The sequence below is a fragment of the Paenibacillus sp. FSL R5-0887 genome (assembly GCF_038002305.1).
GTDB lineage: Bacteria > Bacillota > Bacilli > Paenibacillales > Paenibacillaceae > Paenibacillus_AQ > Paenibacillus_AQ odorifer.
Genome location: NZ_JBBOCE010000002.1, coordinates 1,219,931 through 1,241,956, shown reverse-complemented (window position 1 = coordinate 1,241,956; position 22,026 = coordinate 1,219,931). Strand labels below are relative to the sequence as shown.

Below are 22,026 nucleotides of genomic sequence, written 5' to 3'. Positions count from 1 at the left end.
TTTTGATTCACTTAATGTTCAGCAACAACTTTGTGCGGGGGAACCCCGGCATCGGGCTGCCGATGAGTGGCTTCAAGTGTGGAGAGGTCACCGTCCAGTGTTTTGAGTCCGGGAAGCAGCAAGGCTGCGCTGGCGCAGAGCATTGGAAGCAAGCCGGCGATGACAAAAAGCGCAGGCACACCATAGAGTTCAGCAATCGCGGCGCCGGCAAAAGCACCAAAAGGCTGTAAACCGCCACCGATTAAAAAACGGATGGAGTTGACTCTTCCTTGCAGATTGCTCGGAACCAGACGTCCATGGAGTGAAGAGCTTAAGGAGCCGAAGAAGGGACCTATCGTTCCGGTGGCGAATACGGCGGCGAGAGCAAAAGAAAAACTAGGAAATAACCCCCATAATGTTGTAACTAAACCGATGGTCCCCAGACTTCCGAGCATGACAAACCGCCTCTTTTTAATTTCCCCTATCATGGAAATGACGCTTAGCCCGACTAAGGTTCCAAGTGCGAAAACTGTACTAAGTGTGCCCATCGTCGCCGCATCACGGTGGAGCACTTCGCGTACAAAAGGAACCATCATGGTCCAGACGGCAATGGAGCTTAGATTACTAATAGAGGCCATCATCATTATCGTAAGCATGGCGGGGAACTGTTTATAGAAGGTAAAGCCCTCAGCAATTTCGCGAACGTAGACGGTAATGGAGAAACGGCCTGGAGCTGGAGAGGGCTTGGGTAGCTTCTGCAGGCACAGCAAGGTAGTGATGGCCGCAACGTAACATAACATGTTGATGCTAAGGGCTGGCAGCGCTCCACTGGCAGCGGTCAACGCCCCAGCCAGGGCGGGGCCCAGCAAGACTGCTGCACTTTTGCTGCCATCGATGATAGCAAAAGCCCGCACCAGCTTCCGGCTATCGGCAACGCCGGGGATAACAGCCATGGCTGTTGGCATGAACAGGGCGGCGCAGGCCCCGCTGAGACCAGCGGCGACAAACAGATGCCACAGCTGCAGTTGGCCAGCCAGACCCATGCCAAGTGGCAATGCTATAGCCAGCAGGCGAATGGCTGCCAAGCAGGCCATAAAGCGTACCCGGTGGAGTCGGTCGGACAGCGGCGAGCCCAGCAAGCGCAGCAGCAGCTCAGGTATGCCGGAGCTGAGCGCGAGTGCTCCCATCGCTAGTTTGGAACCCGTCAGCTCATAGACGAGCCATTCCATAGCCAACAAGCCAAAAGCATCCCCAAAAGCACTTAAAGTTATGGTTGAGAGTAAACCATAATAGCTGCGTTTTATCATAGCCTGTTTGCTCCTTTCTTATATTTCTCGCATATACACTTACCGTCCTTATAAGGACGCTTAAGGCGTTTATGCTTGACTCTCTAGATATGACCCAATCTGCTGCGGTAGCCCATTTAAGGCTTCCAATCGCAGGCTGTACGATGTGCTTTTAACGTTGGTATGGACAATGACCAGTCCTGCTGCGCGCAGCGCGATCAGATGGTAGTGGATTGTACTTTTAGAAAGTCCGACTTCCCGCACGATTTCCGTGAAATTCAACTGCTTGCCTGTAAGCAGACGAAGGATATACAGCCGCGTCTCATCCGAGAGTGCCCGGGTAAGGCGAAGTAGTGCTGGAGCAGGCCGGCCAGCTTCCGGAGGGAGAACATCACAAGAGTAGCTAGTGAACACGAATTCATCAAACATAGAGGTGGTGACCAGTGGGCGGGCATGATATTGCGGAATGATAATGACCTGCTTCAGACGTTCGGTTGGATAGAGACGCATTCCGTCGGTTGCTGCTTCAAAGACTTCCATATCATTGTTCCCATTCAGTATCGTTCGTCTTGACTCGGCTTCCTGTTCAAGCCCTTTGAGGATATTAGGGTCGATTCCATTGAAGTAACCCGCGTTCCATTCGCGCAGGATGTCAGAGGCAGTGTCCCTTAGCTCGGAAAGATTAGAGGGGACCGATTGGCCGAAACGTCCAGATATTTCATACAGTTCACCCGAAGTTAACCCATCAAACCAATCCAGAAAGCTGCTAACCGAACGTTCTACTGGACAGCACCAAATGTAGGGAGCCAAACTGAAATCATCAAGTTTCTTAACGACCTCTTGCATTTTACGAAGCAACATCGGTGCAAATCTTGCTTGTACTTCACGTACCCAGAGCTTACCGGAATCCATAGCAGTATGGTTCTGCTTGCTTAGAAAAGCAGTCATACTGTTCACACATTCATACATGGGGGCAAAATCGACTTCTACTTTATATTCCATGAGCTTCTCCATCCTTTGAGTAAGTTACTGAAACATTTATTAGTTCTATAATTATAGAACTTTTTATTGGTTTTATTGTAAACGAACTATATTCCATTTTCAATAGCTTTTCGACTGAAAACAAAAGAAATTTTAATTACGAAAAAAAGACAGTTCCGGTAGGCACATTTTGTGCACTAGGAACTGTCTTTTGACGTCTACACAATTTATATACTTTTTAGGAGTTCTGAGTAGATTGCTCAAATATAATCAATTGATTATATAAGTGTTTGGTTATATAATAAATCTGAAACTCAGATGAAGAAGGTGTTTTTAGATTTGAAGGAATTTCAGGGCATGAATGATTTGACTCAGGGTCCTATTATGCCTACCTTAATGAAATTAACGCTTCCCATTATTGCGACGAATTTCATCTCCACAACCTATGGCCTCGTCGATATGATTTGGGTTGGAAGATTGGGAAGTGGTCCTGTTGCCGCGATTGGCACGGCGAGTTTTTTCATTAATCTAGCGATTGCATTGTCGACTATGATTACGATCGGTACAGGGATTAAGGTTGCGTTTTGTATGGGATCTGGCCAGATAGAGAAGGCTAAATCATATATTAAGAACGGGTTTATGATGTCTATTTTATTAGGACTTCTCTATATGAGCTTAGTTCTGTTGACCAACAATCAGTTGATTGGTTTTTTTGATCTTGGAAGTGATGAAGTTGAACGGATGGCACGACAATTTTTAGTGATTTCGATCTTCGGGACGGTATTTTCCATCGTAAATACTTTGTTTGCCACACTCTTAAACTCGATGGGAAATAGTAAACAACCGTTTCAGATCTACTCCGTTGGTCTTATGGTTAATATCGTCCTTGATCCATTTTTAATTTTTGGCTGGGGCAGTTTTGAAGGTTGGGGAGTAGCGGGGGCAGCCACGGCAACATTGACAGCGAACATCTTAGTTACGGCTCTTTTTATCATAAAGACAAGAAAGTCAGAAATCATTTCGAACACATCAGCATGGGACAGTCGTCAAATGAAAGAAGTAATTCGTATGGGACTTCCGATCACAATCCAACGGGTCACCTTTACGCTCATATCGATCGTCATTGCTAAGATCATTGTACGTTTTGGGGCGGATGCGATTGCGGTGCAAAAAGTAGGGATTCAAATTGAATCTATTTCTTATATGACTATTGGAGGACTACAGGGAGCTATTGCTGCCTTTTTTGGACAAAATTATGGAGCACGCCGATTGGACCGTATAGGGCAGGGATATCGTAAGGCTTTGATCTTAACCTCCATCTTTGGCGTGATCATATCGCTTATATTTATTGCGTTCCCGCAGCAGCTATTTTCCTTGTTTTTATCAGATCAGACAAGCCTGGAATTAGGCACTGATTATATGCGCATCATTGGCTACTCACAATTATTTATGTGTATGGAATTGATGACAGTAGGTGCTTTTAACGGCATTGGCCAAACTCATATCCCGCCGATCTTCAGTATTACATTTACTGCACTGCGAATTCCACTAGCCTTGATTTTATCCGAACCTTTTGGCTTGAATGGGGTGTGGATGTCGATTGCTCTAAGCAGTGTGTTTAAAGGGGTTATTCTTGTGTTCTGGTTTAATAGATCTTTATTCAAAATGAACAAACAGCAGATAAACTACTAAGCAAAGGATGATCGTTGAAATGGCTTTATTAAATCGTAAACTCATACAGCTTCTGAGGGATAACCATTTGAATAAGGAGCTTTTTCACGGCGAATTTGGATTGGAAAAAGAAAATGTCAGAGTGGATCCAGAGGGAAGGCTTGCGCTGACACCACATCCTAAAGCTTTTGGCAACAAAATGGAGAACCCGTATATTCAAACCGATTTCTCAGAGAGTCAAATTGAAATGGTCACCCCTTCTTTTGATTCTATTGATGAGACTTATAACTTTCTGGAGGCGCTGCAGGATATTGTGTCGCTTGAGCTCAAGGAAGAATATCTGTGGCCAAGTAGTAATCCTCCAAGGCTACCGAATGATCAGGACATCCCCATTGCCAAGATGGGTAATCCGATTGAGGATGAATACAGACATCAGCTAGCAGACAAATACGGTCGCAAAAGACAATTGCTGAGCGGAATCCATTACAATTTCTCTTTTGATGAACAATTTCTGAGACAGCTTCATGACATAACAGATCCACAGGTGAGCTTTAAAGAATTCAAAGACGCTACCTACTTAAAAATAGCCCGTAACCTATTGCGGTACCGTTGGCTTCTTATCTATTTAACAGGCGCCAGCCCTGTTTTTGATAAGACTTATATGGAACAATGTGTAGCTCGCGGGGAAACAGATGACGACAAAAGCTTTTATTATCAGAATATGAATTCACTGCGGAATAGCGAATGTGGGTATCGAAATGAAAAACCTCTTTATGTATCTTTTGCTTCGTTAAAGGATTATGTTCATGATTTACAAGCTTTGATCGAATCGGAAGAATTATTAAGTGTAAAAGAGTTTTATAGTCCGGTTAGAGTGAAGACAGCAAGAGGCAAACACCCTTTAGAGGAACTGATGCAAGATGGGATAGCTTATTTGGAGCTTCGGTTTATTGATCTGAATCCACTCTACAAAATAGGAATCGGCAAAGAAACGATGATTTTCATTCATCTTTTTATCCTGTATATGCTGCTGAAGGAGGACGAACCGTTCGGAGTAGAGGATCAGAAGATGGCGAATCTTAATCATGATCAACTAATCATGGAAGGAATAAAGGGATGTTTGCATGATTACGGGGATTCATGTACAACGATGGAGCAGCAGGCATTAACTTGTATTCATGAGATGCAGAATATGATCCAACTGTTGAACCCGGAGAATGAAGTGTTTTTGAACGTATTGCATGGAGCTAAGAATAAAATTGTAGAGCCAGACCGGAGTTTTGCAGCTATTGTGAAGTCGGAAGTTCAACAATCCTCTTTTGTACAATACCATCTGAATAAAGCTAAACAATATGCTAAGGAAAGTCTTGCGAATGGATACCGTTTTGTGGGATATGAGGATCTGGAGCTATCTACACAGCTTCTTTTGAAGGCAGCGGTTAAACGTGGCATTAAGTTTCAATTGATCGATCGGGAAGAGAACTTTGTAGTTCTTACGCAAGGTGATCATAAAGAATATATTAAGCAAGCTACGAAGACCTCCCTTGATTCTTATAGTACGGTATTAATCATGGAGAATAAGATCGTTACGAAAGAAGTTCTTAAACAGCAAGGCATTCGTGTTCCCGCAGGAGAAGCTTTTCGAAATCTGGAAGAGGCAATGAATGCGCATGGCACTTACCGTAACAAGGCTATTGTGATTAAGCCCAAATCAACCAATTTTGGACTCGGCATTACTATTTTTACAGACGACTTCTCTAAAGAAGATTATCAAAAAGCCTTCGAAATCGCCTTCGAGTTTGATCGAACAGTGCTACTAGAGGAATTCATGACGGGTAAAGAATATCGTTTTCTTGTCATGGGTGATGAAGTAGTCGGAGTATTGCACAGGGTTCCTGCAAATGTGATTGGAGATGGTGTACATACGATTGAACAACTAGTGCACGAGAAGAATAAGGATCCGTTAAGAGGCCGTGGGTACAAGACACCACTTGAGAAAATTCAGATCGGTGAAGCAGAAGCGATGTTCTTGAACAACCACGCTCAGGCTTGGAGTGATATTCCTCCATTAAACGAAGTCATCTATCTTCGGGAGAACTCTAATATTAGCACGGGTGGTGACAGCCTGGATTTTACAGATGAGATCCCAGATAGTTATAAGGCTCTGGCGATTCAAGCGGCTAAAGCTGCGGGCGCCACTTTTTGTGGAGTGGATATGATGATTGATGACATCAAGGAAGAAGCCAATGATACGAACTATAGCGTTATTGAGATTAACTTTAATCCAGCGATTCATATTCATTGTTATCCTTATAAAGGGAAGAACCGAAAGGCGGATGAACGGATTCTGAATCTATTATTTGGGGAATAAACAGAAGCTCAACCAGTACCTTTGGTTGAGCTTCTGTTTTTAAAGGGGCAATTCGCTCCCTCACCCACTACATGTTCATGTTAGGAGTTACCCGCAGCTGCAACGCCACTAAAGTTTCTGGCTTGGACATTATTAAAGGGATCTGTTGCAGCTGCATTTGTGAAGATCTCTGCTGTGTACTGAATTTGACCTGTTGCGACAGCCGCTGGTGGTGGAATATCTACTGCTGTAAAACCGAAAGCTTCATTTTCTCTGCTGATCGCAACCCCAAATGTCGTGGTGAAAATGATCGTTCCGTTTCTGCGAACATTAACGGTATTGGTATTGAAAAGAGGATTGTTTTCTACTTTTAGAAATCCGGTCAAAAGTACGCGGACATTGCCTTGATTCTCAGCCGACACGCCTGCGGTCTGAATACCAATATCCCCAAAAACAAGGGGAGTCGCCGCTAGTGGAATAACTGCTGGTGTAGCATCCGAAGCAGCTTGGTTGGATAGTCTTAAATCTACAAACTGAATGGTCATCTTATATTCACCTCCTAGAAATAGAATATGATAGAAGGAGAGTTAACTCTTGGATTTGCTATATAATTCATCAGCTACCTACTTGCATGGCTTGATGATCAAGTGTTAAATGAAAGAAGGGTTAGAAGTTTAAGGAAAGGCGGGAGCTATTATCAAATATAGGAATAAGTCTAAAAGGATATTATTGATTTCATTGATGCTGTTGGCAGTAGTTATCATTGGTGCGGTGGTGCTTGGGGAACGCGGAGGAATAATGAGTAAATCCGAGAGCTCTTTCAAAAGTCCTGCTGAACCGTCGCCCCTTATCATTACACATGAGAATAGTACAGATGCTATAGATAATTATGTCATTCTAAAGACGAGCTGGAATGGAGCGGAATATGATCGGGCTTCCTTTTACTATACGGCTTGGCATAGTGAACCTACGCTTCTAACGGGGCTGCATCGTTTGAAACCAGGGGAGAAACTGCAGGTCGACTTTGGAGATTACGCACCGAGTGAAGTCACAGTAAAGATGGCCTATCTAACTGAGAGCTTTGATGAATCGCAGCTTCCAATTGTAGAAGTTCCTGTAACACTCGTCGAAGGGAAATATGAATTTGTGAACCCTCCAGCATCCACCAGTGATATTCCCACTTCGGGTCGCGTCTTTAGTGTTATAGCTAGATGGGGTGAGAACATCTGCGAATATGTCTTCGCATCAGATGGCAAGTTTGATAACTATGAATATGATTTGTGAGGTTAGTCGAAGATAAGAGATGTTCTAAAGCCGGTCCGGTTTTAGAATATCTCTTTTTTGTCTCGATTTTAGACAAATCTAACGATGTGTCTATTTTTTAGACAATGTACCGTTATTGTCTAGTTGGGGAGGACTGTTAACCTGATTAACCATTTAGGGCTAAGTTTAATTAGATCGAGAGACGGATGAGAGAATACCCGTTTTTAATATTATGAAAACAACTTTAAGACGAGGGAGGAGTGAGCGTCATAGGTACAGAAACGGAAGAACTGAATTATGATGACATTCAAGGAATCGTCTTACAAGAACGGCCTACCCCCTACGTAGGAACCTATGTATTGCTGTCTATCGATCATCAACAGGACGGGAAAGTGATGCTGAAGCGGCTTCTCGACGAAGTGACGTCGGCCGGACAGTGGAATAATCCTCACGAAGGTGCTTGGGTCAACGTTGGTTTTACCTATCAAGGACTCCAGAAGCTGGGGATTCCCAAGGAGTCACTCAACAGCTTCGACCTGGAGTTCCGGGAGGGCATGGCTGCCCGGGCAGCTAAGCTAGGGGATGTAAACGAAAGCAGCCCGGAGCACTGGGAAGACCCGCTGGGTACTGACAAAGTCGATGTGGCGCTTGCTCTGTTCGCGCCCACCAAAGAAGCGCTGCTTCAAGCAGAAGAAGCAGCCCATCGAATCCACTGCGAACTGAATGGTGTATCCGTCGTTTACCAGCTGGATGTCGGAATGAATCCTGACGGACGTACTCATCTGGGCTTCATGGATGGAATCAGCAATCCGAGAATCGAAGGAAACCATATACCCAATGCGGTGGGGCAGGAAGCGGAGATTAAAGCCGGTGAATTCCTGTTCGGGCATTTAAATGAATCCGGCACTATAACACAGGGACCACAGCCGGCAGAACTTGGCCACAATGGAAGTTACCTCAGTTTCCGTAAATTGCATATGAGGGTCGCGACTTTCCGTCGTTATTTGCGGGAGCATGCGGATAACCGGGAAGAGGAAGAACTTTTGGCCGCTAAAATGGTAGGAAGATGGCCGAGCGGAGCCCCTTTAAGTCTGGCTCCTGAAGCAGATGATCCGGCACTGGGCGAAGATGTCAGCCGACGGAACGCATTTACGTATGGGGATGATCATAAAGGGTTGAAATGTCCGGTAAGCTCGCATATCCGTCGTGCATTTCCCCGAGACAGCTTGCAGGATTCGGTTGTTAATGTGAACATTCACCGGTTGCTCCGGCGGTCAACGATGTATGGCCCTATACTGCCAAAAGGTGTAATGGAGGATGATGGTCAGGATAGAGGCCTTATTTTTGCAGGTATATGCAGCTCATTGTCCCGCCAATTCGAGTTTATCAAGAGCGATTGGTTAAATGGAGGCAATTTCGCGGGCATGTCAACCGAGAAAGACCCTATTACCGGTAAGAATGAGGGGGAAGGGATGTTTACCATTCCGGACAAACCTATTCGCCACCGGATGAAAGAAATTCCAAGTTTTTCAATCACCAAAGGCGGGGAGTATTTCTTTGTTCCCAGCATGACTGCATTGCGGTGGATGGCAGAGTTGGATCAACATACATCTAAGGAGGAATAAACATGTTAGAAGCACAAGATCAGACTAATCCAATTACAAGCGCTGGACGTGCCGGCCTGCGGGAAGGTGAAATATCTGAGCTTACCATCATTGCGCCGCTTAAAGAAGGTGGGGCGGATCGTCTCCGTGAGAAGCTGAAAAAAAGTGCATCGAGACAAGCCGAAACGATGGCGAAGATCGCGACCGTTCACGACATGCGCTTCGTAATCTTTGATAACGACACGCGGCTGTTGTTCGCGACGGCTTATGATGGAGATTGGGATAGTTATATCGATGATTTTGGAACTGAAATTCCAGAGTTGTTGAATAACATGTTTAATGAAGTGAAGGATTTTCCGGGAATTGAATCTTCGGAAGCGAAAGACTTCATCGCCAACCATCAGATCACTGCATCCGGCTGGTACAGTGCTTATCCCGATGCCACGGTCAGAGATATTTGGCGCGGACAGCGAATTACGAAGGCCTGGAATGACCTGCTCGACGCATCACAAAGCTAAAAAACTAGAAAAGGGGGCCTTGTCCCCTTTTCCTTCCTGATAAATTACAAAGAGGTGAACGAAAATGAACAATAATAAATCAGTGTCGTCTGAACTCGCAGAAGAAGCGGTAAACTCCATTGAGGAGGTAGCAGGCAAATATCCGGGTTATCGACGCGCGCACGCCAAAGGTGTTGTCTACCAGGCGGTGTTCACCCCTAACGGCCAAGCGGGTCCTTTGACAACAGCGCCACATTTGCAAAATCATGAGGTGCAAGCTCTTGTACGCTTCTCCAATAGCTCGACTAATCCGTCCATCCCTGATGTTTTTTCGCCTGCAAAAGGAATGGCGGTTCAGTTTGTATTGCCTGATGGGGGCGTGACAAGTTTGGTGACAATTACATTGCCGATCTTTTTTGCCAAAACACCGCAATCCTTTATTAATATCTTACGTACAATTAAAGAAAATTCGTTTGAGGGAGCGACCATTGCAGACAAATTCAAAGCCGTCATGGAGAAGTATTCGGAAAGCCGGGCTGGGCTTCAAGCCGTGAAAATGCTGCAACCGCCACTCAGTTTTGCAACCAACCTTTATCATTCCATTCATGCCTATTACTTCACCAATGCTGCTGGCGAGCGGCGGGCTATTAAATATGAGTGGGAACCGGAAGCGGGTCTGCACTTTCTGGCCCAGGAAGAGGTGGAGAATCGATCTCCCGATTATTTGGAGGATGAACTAATCGAGAGACTGTCCAAAGGTCCTGTGGCGTTTCAATTGACAGTAATCCTCGGACAGGAGGGAGATCCTACGGATGACCCGACGTCTGCTTGGCCTGAAGACCGGGAACGGATTGTTGTCGGCCATTTGTCGATCACCGGCGTGGCAGACGAGAAGGCTCAAGAGTACGTCTTTGATCCGACAGTTGTACCTGCCGGCATTGAATGCTCTGAAGATCCTATTCTGAACTTTCGTCATGATGCCTATGCGGAGTCACATTCCCGTCGAAGTACTAATCAGTAAGCATTTATTTTATATTCTATGAATATGATCGGGCTGTCCTAGAATGTCTGCCGACATCCTTAGGGCAGTCCTTTTAGGTATGTCTTGTGACACTCTTGTAACAGAGATTGGCTACGATAGGTTACGAGGTGAGAGAATGAAGAAGTTTAAAGGATTTATCGTATTGATTTTGTTGGCAGTCGTAGGATGCAGTGCAGCAACACCACAAGCAAATCTTGAACCGGAGAAGGAGGTAAAGAAAGAGGTCAATGAGAAGATCGCTTTCTGGGATCAACAGCGTAAAGGAACAAATTTCATGAATTCCAAATCTATACCCGAAAATTATGATGCAGCGAAAGAAAATAATATAGAGTTCATTCGACTTGCGCCAGATAAATGGGCAAAAGATAGTGATTTCCTGTTTAACGATCAACCGGATGCCAATCCAGATAAAGACTTTTTAATAGGGAATGCAGATAAATATGAGGGGCTTGTTGAGGATGATTTTACAGCGTTAAAAGCAGACTTGGATGCAGCCGAGGCGCGGGGTTCAAAAGTAGTGCTGACAGTCCTTAGTCTGCCCGGAGATCGGTGGCGGCAGTTTAATGATTATACAAATGATGATCGAATCTGGAAGGATTTCAGTTATCATGAACAAGCGGCAACGTTTTGGAAGGATCTTGCGGAAAGATTAAAGGATCATCCTGCGGTGGTCGGCTATAATCTTATTAATGAGCCACATCCTGAACAAGCTACTGGATTTAATGATTTCTGGACAGAGGATTACAACGAATGGTATAGCTCAGTGGAGAATACTCCGGCGGATTTGAATCTTTTATATGAGACTATTGTGACAGCGATTCGAACCGTAGATACGGAAACCCCTATTATCGTCAATTCTGGTCTGTATGCTACACCATGGGCCTTTAAATATTTGAAACCCATCGATGATGCGAATGTATTATATGCTTTTCATATGTACGAACCCTACGAACTCACCAGCCAAAATAAGAAAAAAGGCTTAACCTATGAATATCCTGGAACAGTTAAAGTAGGTGAGGAGAAGACGGAAAAAGCATTCAATAAGAAAGCCTTAAAGGATTTTCTAGAACCTATCGCACAGTGGGCAGAAAAAAATAACATCCCTGCTAATCGTATTGTCGCTGAAGAATTTGGCACGAACCGGCTTGTAAAAGGTGCAGATCAATACTTGGCTGATTTAATCTCGATTTTTGCTGATTACGGCTGGCACTGGGCGTTTTATGCGTTCCGGGAGGATACTTGGGATGGCATGGATTATGAAATTGGCACTGAGCCACCAACCTGGGAGTATTGGGAAGCGATAGAGAAGGGTGAACAGCCTGATCGAAAGACGGTCGATAACCCGATATGGAACGTACTGACGAAGGGATTAGGGGTAGAGAAGTTGCAATAACGTAGCATGAAAATATATGAAAAGGTGAAACCTGTAAAGGATTTCGCCTTTTTCTTCTGATAATTATAGGAAGGAGAATCTACTTTGAATATTTTAATTGCGGATGATGAGAAACACATGACCACTATATTGAAGACTTATTTTGAAAAAGAAGGCTATAACGTTTGGACAGCAGCGGATGGTGAAGAGGCGCTTGAGCTCTTTTTTTCGAATAGGATCGATCTGGTGGTGCTGGATTGGATGATGCCTAAGCGAAGCGGGCTTGAGGTTTGTAATGAAATCAAGAAGGTTAGTTTGGCCAAAGTTGTAATGCTGACCGCAAGGTCTTCCCATGATGATGAATTCAGTGCCTTGGATATAGGAGCAGATGAATATATAAGAAAACCATTCGACCCAAGGATTCTGATGCTTAGAATTAAAAAAATGCTAGGCACTGAAAAAGTGGCTGCGATTAGGGATTTAGAAATCGATTTTGAGCGGAAGAAAGTGTACAAGAATGGGGCCGAACTGGCGTTATATAAAAAAGAATTTGAATTGCTAACCTTCCTGTATGAGCATAAAGGACGTATTTTATCCAGAGATGCCTTATTGTCTGCGGTTTGGGGAATGGATTATCTGGGCGAAGAAAGAACGGTAGATACGCATATTAAGAGGCTGCGCGATAAAATTGGGGCTGACCACGTGATCACGCATAGGGGAATGGGGTACAGCTTCCATGATAAAAATTCATAAAATAAGTACGAAGTTATTGATCATGGTGAGCATTATTTTGCTGATTGTTTTTGGTACGTCTTATTTCCTGCACAACTATTTCTCAGCAGATTATTACCTATACAAAATGAAAACCAAGATCAACACCATTTATGACGAAGTAAAGGATCTCCGTTTGGATCAACTCATGGAAAATGAAAGCAGGATCGAGAACAATAATAACGTAACGATTGTTAGGGTTGAAAACAGTGGAAGTACAGCAGAAATTAACGAAAATATTCAATTTGCGTTGTTTAAAGATAAGGTGGCACTTAATAAATTTTGGATCACAGATGAGGTATTACAAAAAGTAAAACAAGGCAACACGGTTAATCTTTTATTTAATCAGGGCAAATTGAAATCGAGTCTGTTAACGAAAATATACGAGCAGGATAGCAGTCTAATCCTCATAGGAACTGTGGTTGTGCACAATACAGATGCCTTGACCCTCGTAAATCAATTCAGCTTTTACTCCATTCTACTGGGGATTATTATCAGTTTGCTGTTAGTGGCTTATTTTTCAAAAAAGATCATTACACCGTTAGAACAATTACAGGATGTCGCGAAGGATATATCCAATCTCGATTTTAAACAAGTGACGATTCAAACGGGGGATGAAATCGAAGAGCTCTCGAAAAGCATCAATCAGATGAGTCAGCGTCTAAAGAGCACCCATGCCAAATTAGAGGAGAAAAATCAAAGTTTAAATACCCTTATCTCAAGCATTTCGCATGAAGTGAAAACACCATTATCCTTAATCCAAGCCTATACGATTGGCATTCAGGACGGTCTGGATGATGGCACGTATACGGATATCATTTTGGAGCAAGTGAAGTATACGTCGGATATGGTGGATTATTTAATTAAATTGTCCAAGATCCAGAAGTCAGAAGTGCATAAAGAGCCTTTTGATCTTAAAGAGCTTCTGCTAAAAGTGATCTCACATTATAATATTACGTTAAAAAATAAAAACATAACCTTAATGAGCGACTTTCATTCGCTTGAATCCTCTATCGTTGAAGAAGATATCAGCCAAATCGAGATAGTATTCAACAACTTAATTAGTAATGCCATTAAATATGGTGAAGAGGATTTTTTTGAAATAAAACTACGGAGTGACACTACGCGTACATTAAAATTTACGATCTCCAATAAAACCACTCGCCTGAAAACGGAGCATTTAGCGTATATCTGGGACCCATTCTATGTAATTGAAGAGTCTCGAAATAAAGAAATCTCCGGTACTGGACTTGGTCTGTCCATCGTCGCGGAGATTCTTGGCAAAAATGATCTGAAATACGAGTCCAAATTAGAGGACTCATATATTAGTTTTAGTATTTGGTTTGAAGTTAAGGAGGGAATTTTGGAACTGTAGGAGCGTTAGCGTTCGCCTGAAAGCTTTCCGAAGGAAAGCTCGCATCGGAAACATAAGCTGTCTCCGGAGGTTATCCGCTGATAGCGGTAAAATCAAAAACATCTGGAGACAACTGCGACCGAAAGTCCAACATTCCCGCAGTTACGCACAACACCTTTTCCCTGAGTGCCTTTAATTTAACTTCAATAGCGCCGCATTATCAATAAAAGTAGCCGTATTAAAAAGCAGCAAGACATCCTTGATATCATTTTGAGCCATATAATCACTGATGTTTCCATTATAATAACGGATATCGATCACATGGATTTCAGGCACATGCTGAGTTAGGAAAGGAATAACGCTATGTGCATAAGAGTCCTTGATGACGAGCAGTTTTTTCTGTTTGACCGTTGTTGGATCAAGCTGGCTGGTGATTTTCATGAGCGCATGTACGCCCCCTAAGAAATAAGAGTACTTATCCTTTTTCTCCAGATAACTTAGGTCATACATACTTGTTAAAGTCTCACCGGTATCTTGAATGTACATTTGGGTGGATACCTCATGATTAGGTTTGTACATTTGAATGGAATCAGGTGTGACCCCGATAAATTGCCCCCGGGTATGATAGCTTCCGAGAAATGAATTACTCACAGTCTGAATCTGGTATTCGCTCTGGGACAGAGGCTGCCAGCCCATGCTTTGAGCATAGGCTACATAAGCTAAGTAGGCACCGTAGGTTGTCCAGTGATGGTCGGTTCGATAGTAAATGGGCTCTGCGGCATGTGGGCTAAGAACATCAAATCCATTTATAAAAGTTAGGCTATCTCCTACATCCTTAGCTATTGTTTGATTCACCTCAGCTTGCGAGTAGACAGGAGCTAACCAGGGTAGACGTTCCTTGTACAAGCCAACCGATGTCGGTGCCAATAAGAAAGTGGTGTTTGCATCGGGATTGTTATCGGCAAAGCGTTTCACAGCTGCTGCATATTGCTGAACTTTAGTGTAATCAGGTGCTGCGAATTTTTCGAAAAGATAGCCGTCTTTTCCTTTATAGATTCCGTTATTCTCTTGCTGTAGCCTCATCTGTTCCACCGCCGATTTCACCCATACCCATTTGGCCCGAAATGGAAAATGATCAGTTACAAAGCTTTCGGCCTCTTCCGCATAGGTGTGGGATAATAAATTGTCCCATGTCAGATGGGGGGCCTTTTGCAAATACCGGTTCTCAAGCTCAGAGAAACGCTGAACAGGCAGTAAGAAAAAGAGGATAGCGACCAGAAATAACGTTGCAACAAATCCCCCAGCCAGGATTCGATCCGTCTTCTGCTTCATAAATAATCACCCCCTAATGGTTAGAACCGGAAATATAAAAATGGATTAAAGGTTGCATCTACTAAGTAGGCAACAGATAGGAACAATAACACGCCATACCAAACAAGAGCAGGAACCGATCTAGAATCTATCCGCTTGGAGAGCTTCACAGGTGTAGAGGCAAAGGTTAACACCACGAGTAGAATCGCGTTCGTGTAAGTGAAGTATAAAGTGGTATTATTCCATAACGGCTGTCCATTAAAGCCAAGCATCGCTTGTAAGTAGCCAATGACCAGAGGAAGTTCTTCAAAAGCGAATAAGACCCATCCGATGAGTATAAGTACTACAGCATATAAATGTCTTGTCCAACGGGGGAGGCGGCTTAATAGCTTTAATCCCCACCATTTTTCAAAGATAAGAATGACCCCGAAGTATAATCCCCAGAGCAGAAAATTCCAGCTGGCCCCGTGCCAGATTCCCGTGAGCAGCCACACGATGAGAATGTTGCGCACTTGAACGCTTAACCCCCGGCGGTTGCCTCCAAGCGGGATATAGACGTAGTCACGAAACCAACTGCTAAGGGAAATATGCCATCTCCGCCAGAAGTCAGTAATACTCTGAGAGATATAAGGTTTGTTGAAGTTCTCGTTAAAGCGGAAGCCGAACATGAGACCGAGACCAATAGCCATATCCGAATACCCGCTGAAGTCAAAATAGATCTGAAAAGCAAACGCAATAATCCCAAGCCAAGCGGTAAAAGCAGGCAGGGAATCTAGGTTGGAGCTGGATATGGTGTGCCAGAGCAGACCGATGTTGTTGGCGAGCAGTACTTTTTTGGCTAATCCGATTATGAATCTCCGTACACCTTCTGCGAACATGGAGATATCGACCGTACGTTCACGTAGTTGCCCGGCAATGGTGTTATATTGAACAATCGGACCTGCTACTAACTGTGGAAACAGGGCTACGAATGTACCGAAATCAATCCAATTGCGTTGTGCTTTCGTAGTTCCTCTATAGACGTCAATAATGTAGGACATGGATTGAAAAGTATAAAATGAAATCCCAATAGGTAAAGGTAAATCCGTTAAAGGAATATGTGTACCGAGGAGTCCATTTATATTTTGGATGAGAAAATCTGCGTATTTAAAATACGACAATAAGCCTAGATTAATAATGACGGAACTAACCACAATCCACTTGCGCTGCACCGCAGTCAGCTTTGGTCTGCTGAGAAGTAGACCAAAGCTGTAATCTGTAATGGTGGACAGCAACATGATTACAATGTAGACAGGTTCGCCCCAAGCATAAAAAAACAGGCTGCTTAAAAACAATATGAGGTTTTTGATTCGCCAGGACGAAACATAATAGAGCGCTAGGACAGCCGGCAGGAATAGGAATAGGAAAAGTAGGCTGCTGAATACCATGGTTATTTATTTTTCTGTGAAGTAAGTATCGAAGTCTGCTACGAGTTTATCTTGATCCGCAGGATCAGCAATAACGAACAGGAAATAGTTACCCTTTTTAATAAGTTTATAGTTCTTGGCATTTTCGTATTGATCAGGCAGATAGGTTTCGAATTGTTTTTGAACATCTGTTGCACGCGCTTTGATGGCATCCTCAACAGTGGTCATATCTTTTACATCTTTAACTTTCAGAACCGCAATTTCGTTAGTCTTCACATTCATCATAGGCATTCTAATGCTATAATCTTCAAGCAATTCTGGGTTCAGATGATATAGCTGTTCAACTGTAGCCGCATCAAGCTCCATTAAAGATGGCTGCTCTACTTTGCTCAGCATTTGATCGACCATTTCTTTTGCAGTTAGATTCGTTTCAATGGCAGCCCCATTGTTACTGTTGTTGCTGGAACAGGCGCCAAGCACCACACTTAGTACAATGGTTAACGCTAGCATGAAGGTATGCTTTTTCAACTTAGGTCACTCTCCTTGATGTATTGTCTGAATTTCTCTAGTTACTAACGTATATAGTCGATAGAATGTTGCGCTGGGGACTTACTCCGGATACTTTACCCATATTTTTGCGGAAATATGATATTCACATGAATTCATGCAAAGATCTTCCTCTCTTAGCTTGCGCAATGGTTGGTTATACTGTTACTGTAAGATAGATAGTTTTTAATAGAAGGGGATTGAACGGAATGATCGAAGAACTGAACAATGAACTACCGGAGAATTATGAGGAATTAAAGAAAGCTGCCAACCGCTCTGCGGATTGGAGAGCGCGTCTAGAAGCAGTTGAAGAGCTGGGACAGACCAACCACAAACAAATTATCGATATCCTGACGCGTTTAATGGAGAGCGATCCTGTATATACAGTTCAAGAAGCTGCTTACCTTAAGCTGAAGGCTTTTGGTGAAGACGTTAAGGTGCCATCGAAGAACAAGCCTGAACTAGTTAAAGGCGTATCCAAGATCCTGCTGAGAATTAAAAAGAGCCTGCCAAGAGATCATTCTTACGAGGACTTCAAAGAGAAGCTGAAGAAGATGAGAGTTGACGTGTACGACGCTTATGAAGGTGAAAAAGGCGCTGACTTCGATACGTGGCTGATGAAGATGTGGACTTCCGCAAATAAGTAAAGGATGACAATATGCACACCAATAAATTGACAGAACAATTTCAAGAATACCTTAAGCTGTCCGCAGAATTACGCCCTGATTATATTGCCAGCTTGGGCAAGGGTGGTAACGAAGCAAAGATTACGGCTGTTTTGCCGGAGACTCCTGAACTGCTGAAAGCTATTTATAGCACTGTCTCAGGGACAAGCAGTGAGGAAGAGGAACCAAGCCTTATCGAATTTATTCCAGGGTACCGCCTGATTCATATGGATGAATATGAAGAGGAGATGAAGGTATTAGCTGGGATATTGGAGGAAAAAGGTCAACATCCTGATGGAGTTATCTTGCCTATCTTAACGAACTATGGCAGTGATTTCATTTGTTATTATAAGTCTGCTGAGGGTGTGGAACAGGTATGTGACCTGCTCCATGATTTCGGCGATTTAATTGTGATGTATGATTCGCCCGATAAATTCCTGGAGACCTTATGCGAGTTCTACAAGCAGGAGGTTTATTTCCTGGATGAAGAGGGCTACCTCGATTGCGATTTAGTATTAGAAGGCGAAGTTGGCGCGGCGTTGAACCCGGATGCGAAATATTGGTCCGAGTAACGGCCTGATGCCAAATAAACAAGAGCAGCAGTCCATTATGGATTGCTGCTCTTGTTTATTTTTTAATAAGGTGAATTTTATATGGCTATGTTTATTCCTGCGCAGCTTGGTTCTCCTGCTCACGAAGCTCTACTCGCCGTATTTTACCGGAGGTCGTCTTCGGAAGATCCTGAATAAACTCGATTTTGCGCGGATATTTATAAGGGGCTGTCCACTCTTTAACATGGGATTGCAGCTCTTTTACAAGCTCTGGTGAACCAACAATCTCATCCTTAAGCACGATAAATGCTTTAACAATGTGCCCACGGATTTCGTCTGGACTGGCAACGACCGCACATTCCTTAACGCAGGTATGCTTCATCAATGCTTCTTCTACCTCGAAAGGACCGATAGTATAACCTGAGCTAATGATGATGTCATCCCCACGACCCTCGAACCAGAAATAACCATCTTCATCCTTCTTTGCCCGGTCGCCGGTTATGAAGAATTCGCCGTGTGTGGAGCTTTCTTTTCTACCGGGATCTTTGTAATAAGTGTGGAACAGGGCTGGCATACTCAAATGTACGGCAATATCACCAACCACTCCAGCAGGCAGTGGCTTGCCGTCTTCGTCCACAACCTCGACTAAGCCGGGTGCGATTGATTTACCCATAGAACCAATGCGTATTGGAGTATCTTTGAGTGTTCCGATAATCAGTGTGCTCTCCGTCTGGCCGTACCCATCACGGATTGTGATATCGAATTCACGCTGAAAGGTGTTAATGACCTCTTGATTTAATGGCTCTCCGGCAGATACTGCACATCGCAGGGTAGACAAGTCGTAACGACCTAAGTCTTCTGTTTTAGCCATTAGACGATATTCCGTTGGGGTGCAGCATAATACTTGAATTTTGTGATCCTGCAATAGCTGCAAATATTTTTTGGGATGAAAGGATCCACTATATACAAAACCTGTAGCTCCGTTGCCAAGAACGGTTAAGAAGGGACTCCAGATCCACTTTTGCCAGCCGGGAGCTGCTGTTGCCCAGACGGTGTCAGATCCTTGAATATCCAGCCATTGAGGTGAGGTGATCCGCAAGTGAGCATAACCCCAGCCGTGACTATGAACGACCGCTTTAGGGTTGCCAGTGGTACCTGAGGTGTAGGCGAGAATAGCCATATCATCCCGGCGGCTTGCGACTGCTGTGAAGGTCTCTGGTTGTCCAACCATCAGACTTTCTAGATCCAGCCAGCCTTCACCGAGTTCGTCTGAGCTGCCAGATACGGAAAGACGGTAATCGAGAGCAGGAAGATCCTCTGAGATTTTATTCACTTCCCCGGTTACTTCGGACCAAGCAATAACGGCTCTGGCTTCAGAATGGCGCAGGCGGTAGGATAAATCTTTGGCACGCAGCATTTCTGAGGATGGAATGATGGCAAGTCCTTGTTTCAGACAAGCTAAATAGATGACATAAGCGATGATGCGGCGTGGAACCATAACAAGAATACGATCCCCTTGTTGCAGCCCAAGCTTCGCAAGTCCTCCGGCCAGCCGGTTAGCTTGTTTGCGTAATTCACCGTAAGTAATTTCCTCATAATCTCCTTGCTCATTTAACCACTTAAGCGCAATCTTCTCAGGAGCATGGCTTTCCATTTCCGAAGTGAGATTGTAGAACTCAGGTGCGATCCATTGCTGATTATCCAATATGAACCTCTCCTATATCAAACAAGATGTGTATAACTGTTCTATTTAGTATATCACGTTATCCTAGTACCAGGTACTAGTACCTTGAGTTCTTAATGAATTTCGGGTTAAGATAATATGTGTAAGGTAAACTTATAATAGACCACAAATCCAGAAAGTGAGAACTTATGTTATGAATCACACAACTTTTGATGAAATATTCGCTATTATGGAAGCCTCATTTCCTACTTCTGAGATCAGAACCTTTGAGGGACAACAGGAGTTATTGGACGTTCCAGATTATCGTCTCATTACCGAGATGAATTCTGAGGGTAAAATTGTTGCTTTTATGGCCTGCTGGGAGTTTCCCGGCTTTCGTTTTGTAGAACATATAGCAGTCGACCCGAGCATCAGAGGTGGAGGAATTGGCAAAAAGCTGATGACTGAATACATCAGTCTATCTAACAAGCCTGTCCTTTTGGAAGTTGAGCGGCCACTGGGTGAAATGGAGCAGCGGAGAATCGGCTTTTATGAGCGGCTGGGCTTTCATTTGAACCCTTACGATTATGTGCAGCCTCCTTTGCGTGAAGGAAATGAAGATTTACCACTCTTAATTATGACTTACCCTAACCCTGTTGATGAAGAAGAATTCCAACTTTATAGAGAAATTTTATATTCAGAAGTGTATAAGGTTACAACTCCGTATCAAGGTTAAAGCCCTCAGCAATCCGTTAAATCCTTATGGGATAAGCGGGTTGCTGTTTTTTTTATACAAACCAGGGCTCCAGATGAATAGTTTCTTTACAAATTGGGTACAAGTTAAATACAACTTAGAGACATATTCCTTTAAAACTTGAGCTAAAGTAAAAACCGAGATTGATCTTCTAAGGAGGCATAACATATGAAAAGTAAAAAGTTCATTATAGCAACGATGGTATTTGGGATGGCAATTACAGGTTCGGCTGGTGTGTACGCAGGAACTAAGCTGCAAAAAATCACAGCATACCTCAATCACAGCATTGGATTTAAAGTGAATGGTGCAGCTTATACGCCTGTTGATAATAAAGGTAACACATTAGCTCCGATTACTTATAACAATACAACCTATCTTCCTGTACGTGCCTTGGCTGATGTCTTGAAGGTGCCAGTGACTTTTGATGCGGCAGCGAATCAGGTCATTCTGGGTACTGGAACTGTGGTGCCGGATAAAGATACATTAACACCAGTACAGTACAGCAACGCTCAAAAAGAACAAATTTCTAAAGCTTTTGCAAATTTCGATGGGTTTAAAACGGTTTATGCACCAGCACACATGGTGAGTGGAGATGCTTTTCAAAAAGCAGCTAGCTCTGAAGATGGAGTGTACTTTTTGTTCGACCATATGAGGGTGAACGTTTCTCCACGTGACTACTCCTATGATTACAAAGGCGATACCGTAAAGCTTTCCAATGGTACAGAAGCTAAGTGGTACAGCCCTACCAGCGATTCATTGTTTTTGACCTATAAACTGGATGATCGTTTTGTGACGATTAGTTCTCCAGACAAGGCTTTGAGCAAGGCACAAATAGAGAAGGTAGCCGTGAATGTGGTGAAATGGAGTAAATAACTCCTTTAAAAGCAAAGCTCAATATACAAAAAGTAAAGCAGCAAGTCACTCCGATCCGGGAGGGCTTGCTGCTTTTTTTGTTTTCGT

General features: G+C 43.6%; 20 protein-coding genes. 13 read left to right on the top strand and 7 right to left on the bottom strand.

From position 1 onward, the window contains the following. Nucleotides 1–11: 11 nt before the first annotated feature. Entirely contained in the window at nt 12–1,286 is a 1,275-nt protein-coding gene (locus MKY14_RS23470; protein ID WP_340977449.1) for an MFS transporter, read from the bottom strand. A gap of 69 nt (nt 1,287–1,355) precedes the next feature. After that, nucleotides 1,356–2,267 carry an ArsR/SmtB family transcription factor gene (locus MKY14_RS23465; protein WP_076306717.1) on the bottom strand — a complete coding sequence of 304 codons (912 nt, stop codon included), beginning with the start codon at nt 2,265–2,267 and terminating at the stop codon, nt 1,356–1,358. A 318-nt stretch (nt 2,268–2,585) separates the two neighbouring features. Between MKY14_RS23465 and MKY14_RS23460 the strand changes: the two genes are divergently transcribed. Continuing rightward, the gene (locus MKY14_RS23460) at nt 2,586–3,938 is read left to right on the top strand and encodes an MATE family efflux transporter (protein WP_339246476.1); all 1,353 of its coding nucleotides are present in this window, start codon (nt 2,586–2,588) and stop codon (nt 3,936–3,938) included. A gap of 19 nt (nt 3,939–3,957) precedes the next feature. Beyond that, nucleotides 3,958–6,288, top strand: coding sequence for a bifunctional glutamate--cysteine ligase GshA/glutathione synthetase GshB (gshAB, locus tag MKY14_RS23455; RefSeq protein WP_076306719.1), 2,331 nt, complete (start codon nt 3,958–3,960; stop codon nt 6,286–6,288). Nucleotides 6,289–6,368: 80 nt separating this feature from the next. On the opposite strand, the gene MKY14_RS23450 is transcribed toward gshAB, so the two are convergent. After that, nucleotides 6,369–6,812, bottom strand: a complete 444-nt coding sequence (locus MKY14_RS23450) for a hypothetical protein (RefSeq protein WP_036684901.1) — start codon at nt 6,810–6,812, stop codon at nt 6,369–6,371. A gap of 184 nt (nt 6,813–6,996) precedes the next feature. On the opposite strand from MKY14_RS23450, the gene MKY14_RS23445 reads away from it, so the two are divergent. The 7 genes from MKY14_RS23445 to MKY14_RS23415 all read left to right on the top strand — a co-directional run bounded on the left by MKY14_RS23445 (nt 6,997) and on the right by MKY14_RS23415 (nt 14,191). Further along, complete coding sequence (locus MKY14_RS23445) at nt 6,997–7,551, top strand: hypothetical protein (protein ID WP_340977445.1); 555 nt, start codon at nt 6,997–6,999, stop codon at nt 7,549–7,551. A 239-nt stretch (nt 7,552–7,790) separates the two neighbouring features. Next, complete coding sequence (locus MKY14_RS23440) at nt 7,791–9,155, top strand: Dyp-type peroxidase (protein ID WP_339246483.1); 1,365 nt, start codon at nt 7,791–7,793, stop codon at nt 9,153–9,155. Between the two features lie 2 nt (nt 9,156–9,157). Further along, the gene (locus MKY14_RS23435) at nt 9,158–9,652 is read left to right on the top strand and encodes a hypothetical protein (RefSeq protein ID WP_143762704.1); all 495 of its coding nucleotides are present in this window, start codon (nt 9,158–9,160) and stop codon (nt 9,650–9,652) included. 64 nt (nt 9,653–9,716) lie between these two features. Beyond that, nucleotides 9,717–10,652 (top strand): catalase family peroxidase, encoded by a 936-nt coding sequence (locus MKY14_RS23430; protein ID WP_076305192.1) that lies wholly within the window; start codon nt 9,717–9,719, stop codon nt 10,650–10,652. A 136-nt stretch (nt 10,653–10,788) separates the two neighbouring features. Continuing rightward, entirely contained in the window at nt 10,789–12,066 is a 1,278-nt protein-coding gene (locus MKY14_RS23425) for a glycoside hydrolase family 5 protein (protein ID WP_340977443.1), read from the top strand. A gap of 84 nt (nt 12,067–12,150) precedes the next feature. Continuing rightward, nucleotides 12,151–12,798, top strand: a complete 648-nt coding sequence (locus MKY14_RS23420; protein WP_036684906.1) for a response regulator transcription factor — start codon at nt 12,151–12,153, stop codon at nt 12,796–12,798. Beyond that, nucleotides 12,782–14,191: a HAMP domain-containing sensor histidine kinase gene (locus MKY14_RS23415; protein WP_340977442.1), complete on the top strand. Its 1,410-nt coding sequence runs from the start codon at nt 12,782–12,784 to the stop codon at nt 14,189–14,191. Before MKY14_RS23420 ends, MKY14_RS23415 begins: the two co-directional genes overlap by 17 nt. 171 nt (nt 14,192–14,362) lie before the next feature. Here the strand turns inward: MKY14_RS23415 and MKY14_RS23410 are convergent, their stop codons facing one another. Genes MKY14_RS23410 through MKY14_RS23400 form a run of 3 tightly spaced genes read right to left on the bottom strand, consistent with a single transcriptional unit; the run spans nt 14,363 to nt 17,415 of the window. Beyond that, nucleotides 14,363–15,502 (bottom strand): DHHW family protein, encoded by a 1,140-nt coding sequence (locus MKY14_RS23410; protein ID WP_340977439.1) that lies wholly within the window; start codon nt 15,500–15,502, stop codon nt 14,363–14,365. A gap of 20 nt (nt 15,503–15,522) precedes the next feature. Beyond that, nucleotides 15,523–16,908 (bottom strand): MBOAT family O-acyltransferase, encoded by a 1,386-nt coding sequence (locus MKY14_RS23405; RefSeq protein ID WP_340977436.1) that lies wholly within the window; start codon nt 16,906–16,908, stop codon nt 15,523–15,525. Between the two features lie 6 nt (nt 16,909–16,914). Continuing rightward, complete coding sequence (locus MKY14_RS23400; protein WP_036684911.1) at nt 16,915–17,415, bottom strand: DUF4358 domain-containing protein; 501 nt, start codon at nt 17,413–17,415, stop codon at nt 16,915–16,917. Between the two features lie 227 nt (nt 17,416–17,642). On the opposite strand from MKY14_RS23400, the gene MKY14_RS23395 reads away from it, so the two are divergent. Both MKY14_RS23395 and MKY14_RS23390 read left to right on the top strand, forming a co-directional pair. Beyond that, on the top strand, nt 17,643–18,080 hold the full coding sequence (locus MKY14_RS23395) for a HEAT repeat domain-containing protein (protein WP_036684913.1): 438 nt from the start codon (nt 17,643–17,645) through the stop codon (nt 18,078–18,080). 11 nt (nt 18,081–18,091) lie between these two features. Continuing rightward, entirely contained in the window at nt 18,092–18,670 is a 579-nt protein-coding gene (locus MKY14_RS23390) for an SMI1/KNR4 family protein (protein WP_076190140.1), read from the top strand. Nucleotides 18,671–18,761: 91 nt separating this feature from the next. Here the strand turns inward: MKY14_RS23390 and MKY14_RS23385 are convergent, their stop codons facing one another. Further along, nucleotides 18,762–20,357, bottom strand: coding sequence for an acyl-CoA synthetase (locus tag MKY14_RS23385; protein ID WP_340034580.1), 1,596 nt, complete (start codon nt 20,355–20,357; stop codon nt 18,762–18,764). Between the two features lie 169 nt (nt 20,358–20,526). Between MKY14_RS23385 and MKY14_RS23380 the strand changes: the two genes are divergently transcribed. Together MKY14_RS23380 and MKY14_RS23375 are read left to right on the top strand one after the other, a co-directional pair. After that, a complete protein-coding gene (locus MKY14_RS23380) occupies nt 20,527–21,048 on the top strand; it encodes a GNAT family N-acetyltransferase (RefSeq protein ID WP_036684918.1) in 522 nt (173 codons plus the stop codon). 186 nt (nt 21,049–21,234) lie between these two features. Next, entirely contained in the window at nt 21,235–21,939 is a 705-nt protein-coding gene (locus tag MKY14_RS23375; RefSeq protein WP_340977435.1) for a hypothetical protein, read from the top strand. Nucleotides 21,940–22,026: the final 87 nt, after the last annotated feature.

Excerpts from the sequence above, each read along its gene's own strand:
- gshAB (WP_076306719.1), top strand. The coding sequence starts at position 3,958 with ATGGCTTTATTAAATCGTAAACTCATACAGCTTCTGAGGGATAACCAT.
- MKY14_RS23390 (WP_076190140.1), top strand. The coding sequence starts at position 18,092 with ATGCACACCAATAAATTGACAGAACAATTTCAAGAATACCTTAAGCTG.
- MKY14_RS23410 (WP_340977439.1), bottom strand. The coding sequence starts at position 15,502 with ATGAAGCAGAAGACGGATCGAATCCTGGCTGGGGGATTTGTTGCAACG.
- MKY14_RS23435 (WP_143762704.1), top strand. The coding sequence starts at position 9,158 with ATGTTAGAAGCACAAGATCAGACTAATCCAATTACAAGCGCTGGACGT.
- MKY14_RS23405 (WP_340977436.1), bottom strand. The coding sequence starts at position 16,908 with ATGGTATTCAGCAGCCTACTTTTCCTATTCCTATTCCTGCCGGCTGTC.
- MKY14_RS23470 (WP_340977449.1), bottom strand. The coding sequence starts at position 1,286 with ATGATAAAACGCAGCTATTATGGTTTACTCTCAACCATAACTTTAAGT.
- MKY14_RS23465 (WP_076306717.1), bottom strand. The coding sequence starts at position 2,267 with ATGGAATATAAAGTAGAAGTCGATTTTGCCCCCATGTATGAATGTGTG.
- MKY14_RS23395 (WP_036684913.1), top strand. The coding sequence starts at position 17,643 with ATGATCGAAGAACTGAACAATGAACTACCGGAGAATTATGAGGAATTA.
- MKY14_RS23415 (WP_340977442.1), top strand. The coding sequence starts at position 12,782 with ATGATAAAAATTCATAAAATAAGTACGAAGTTATTGATCATGGTGAGC.
- MKY14_RS23425 (WP_340977443.1), top strand. The coding sequence starts at position 10,789 with ATGAAGAAGTTTAAAGGATTTATCGTATTGATTTTGTTGGCAGTCGTA.
- MKY14_RS23430 (WP_076305192.1), top strand. The coding sequence starts at position 9,717 with ATGAACAATAATAAATCAGTGTCGTCTGAACTCGCAGAAGAAGCGGTA.
- MKY14_RS23450 (WP_036684901.1), bottom strand. The coding sequence starts at position 6,812 with ATGACCATTCAGTTTGTAGATTTAAGACTATCCAACCAAGCTGCTTCG.
- MKY14_RS23375 (WP_340977435.1), top strand. The coding sequence starts at position 21,235 with ATGAAAAGTAAAAAGTTCATTATAGCAACGATGGTATTTGGGATGGCA.
- MKY14_RS23380 (WP_036684918.1), top strand. The coding sequence starts at position 20,527 with ATGAATCACACAACTTTTGATGAAATATTCGCTATTATGGAAGCCTCA.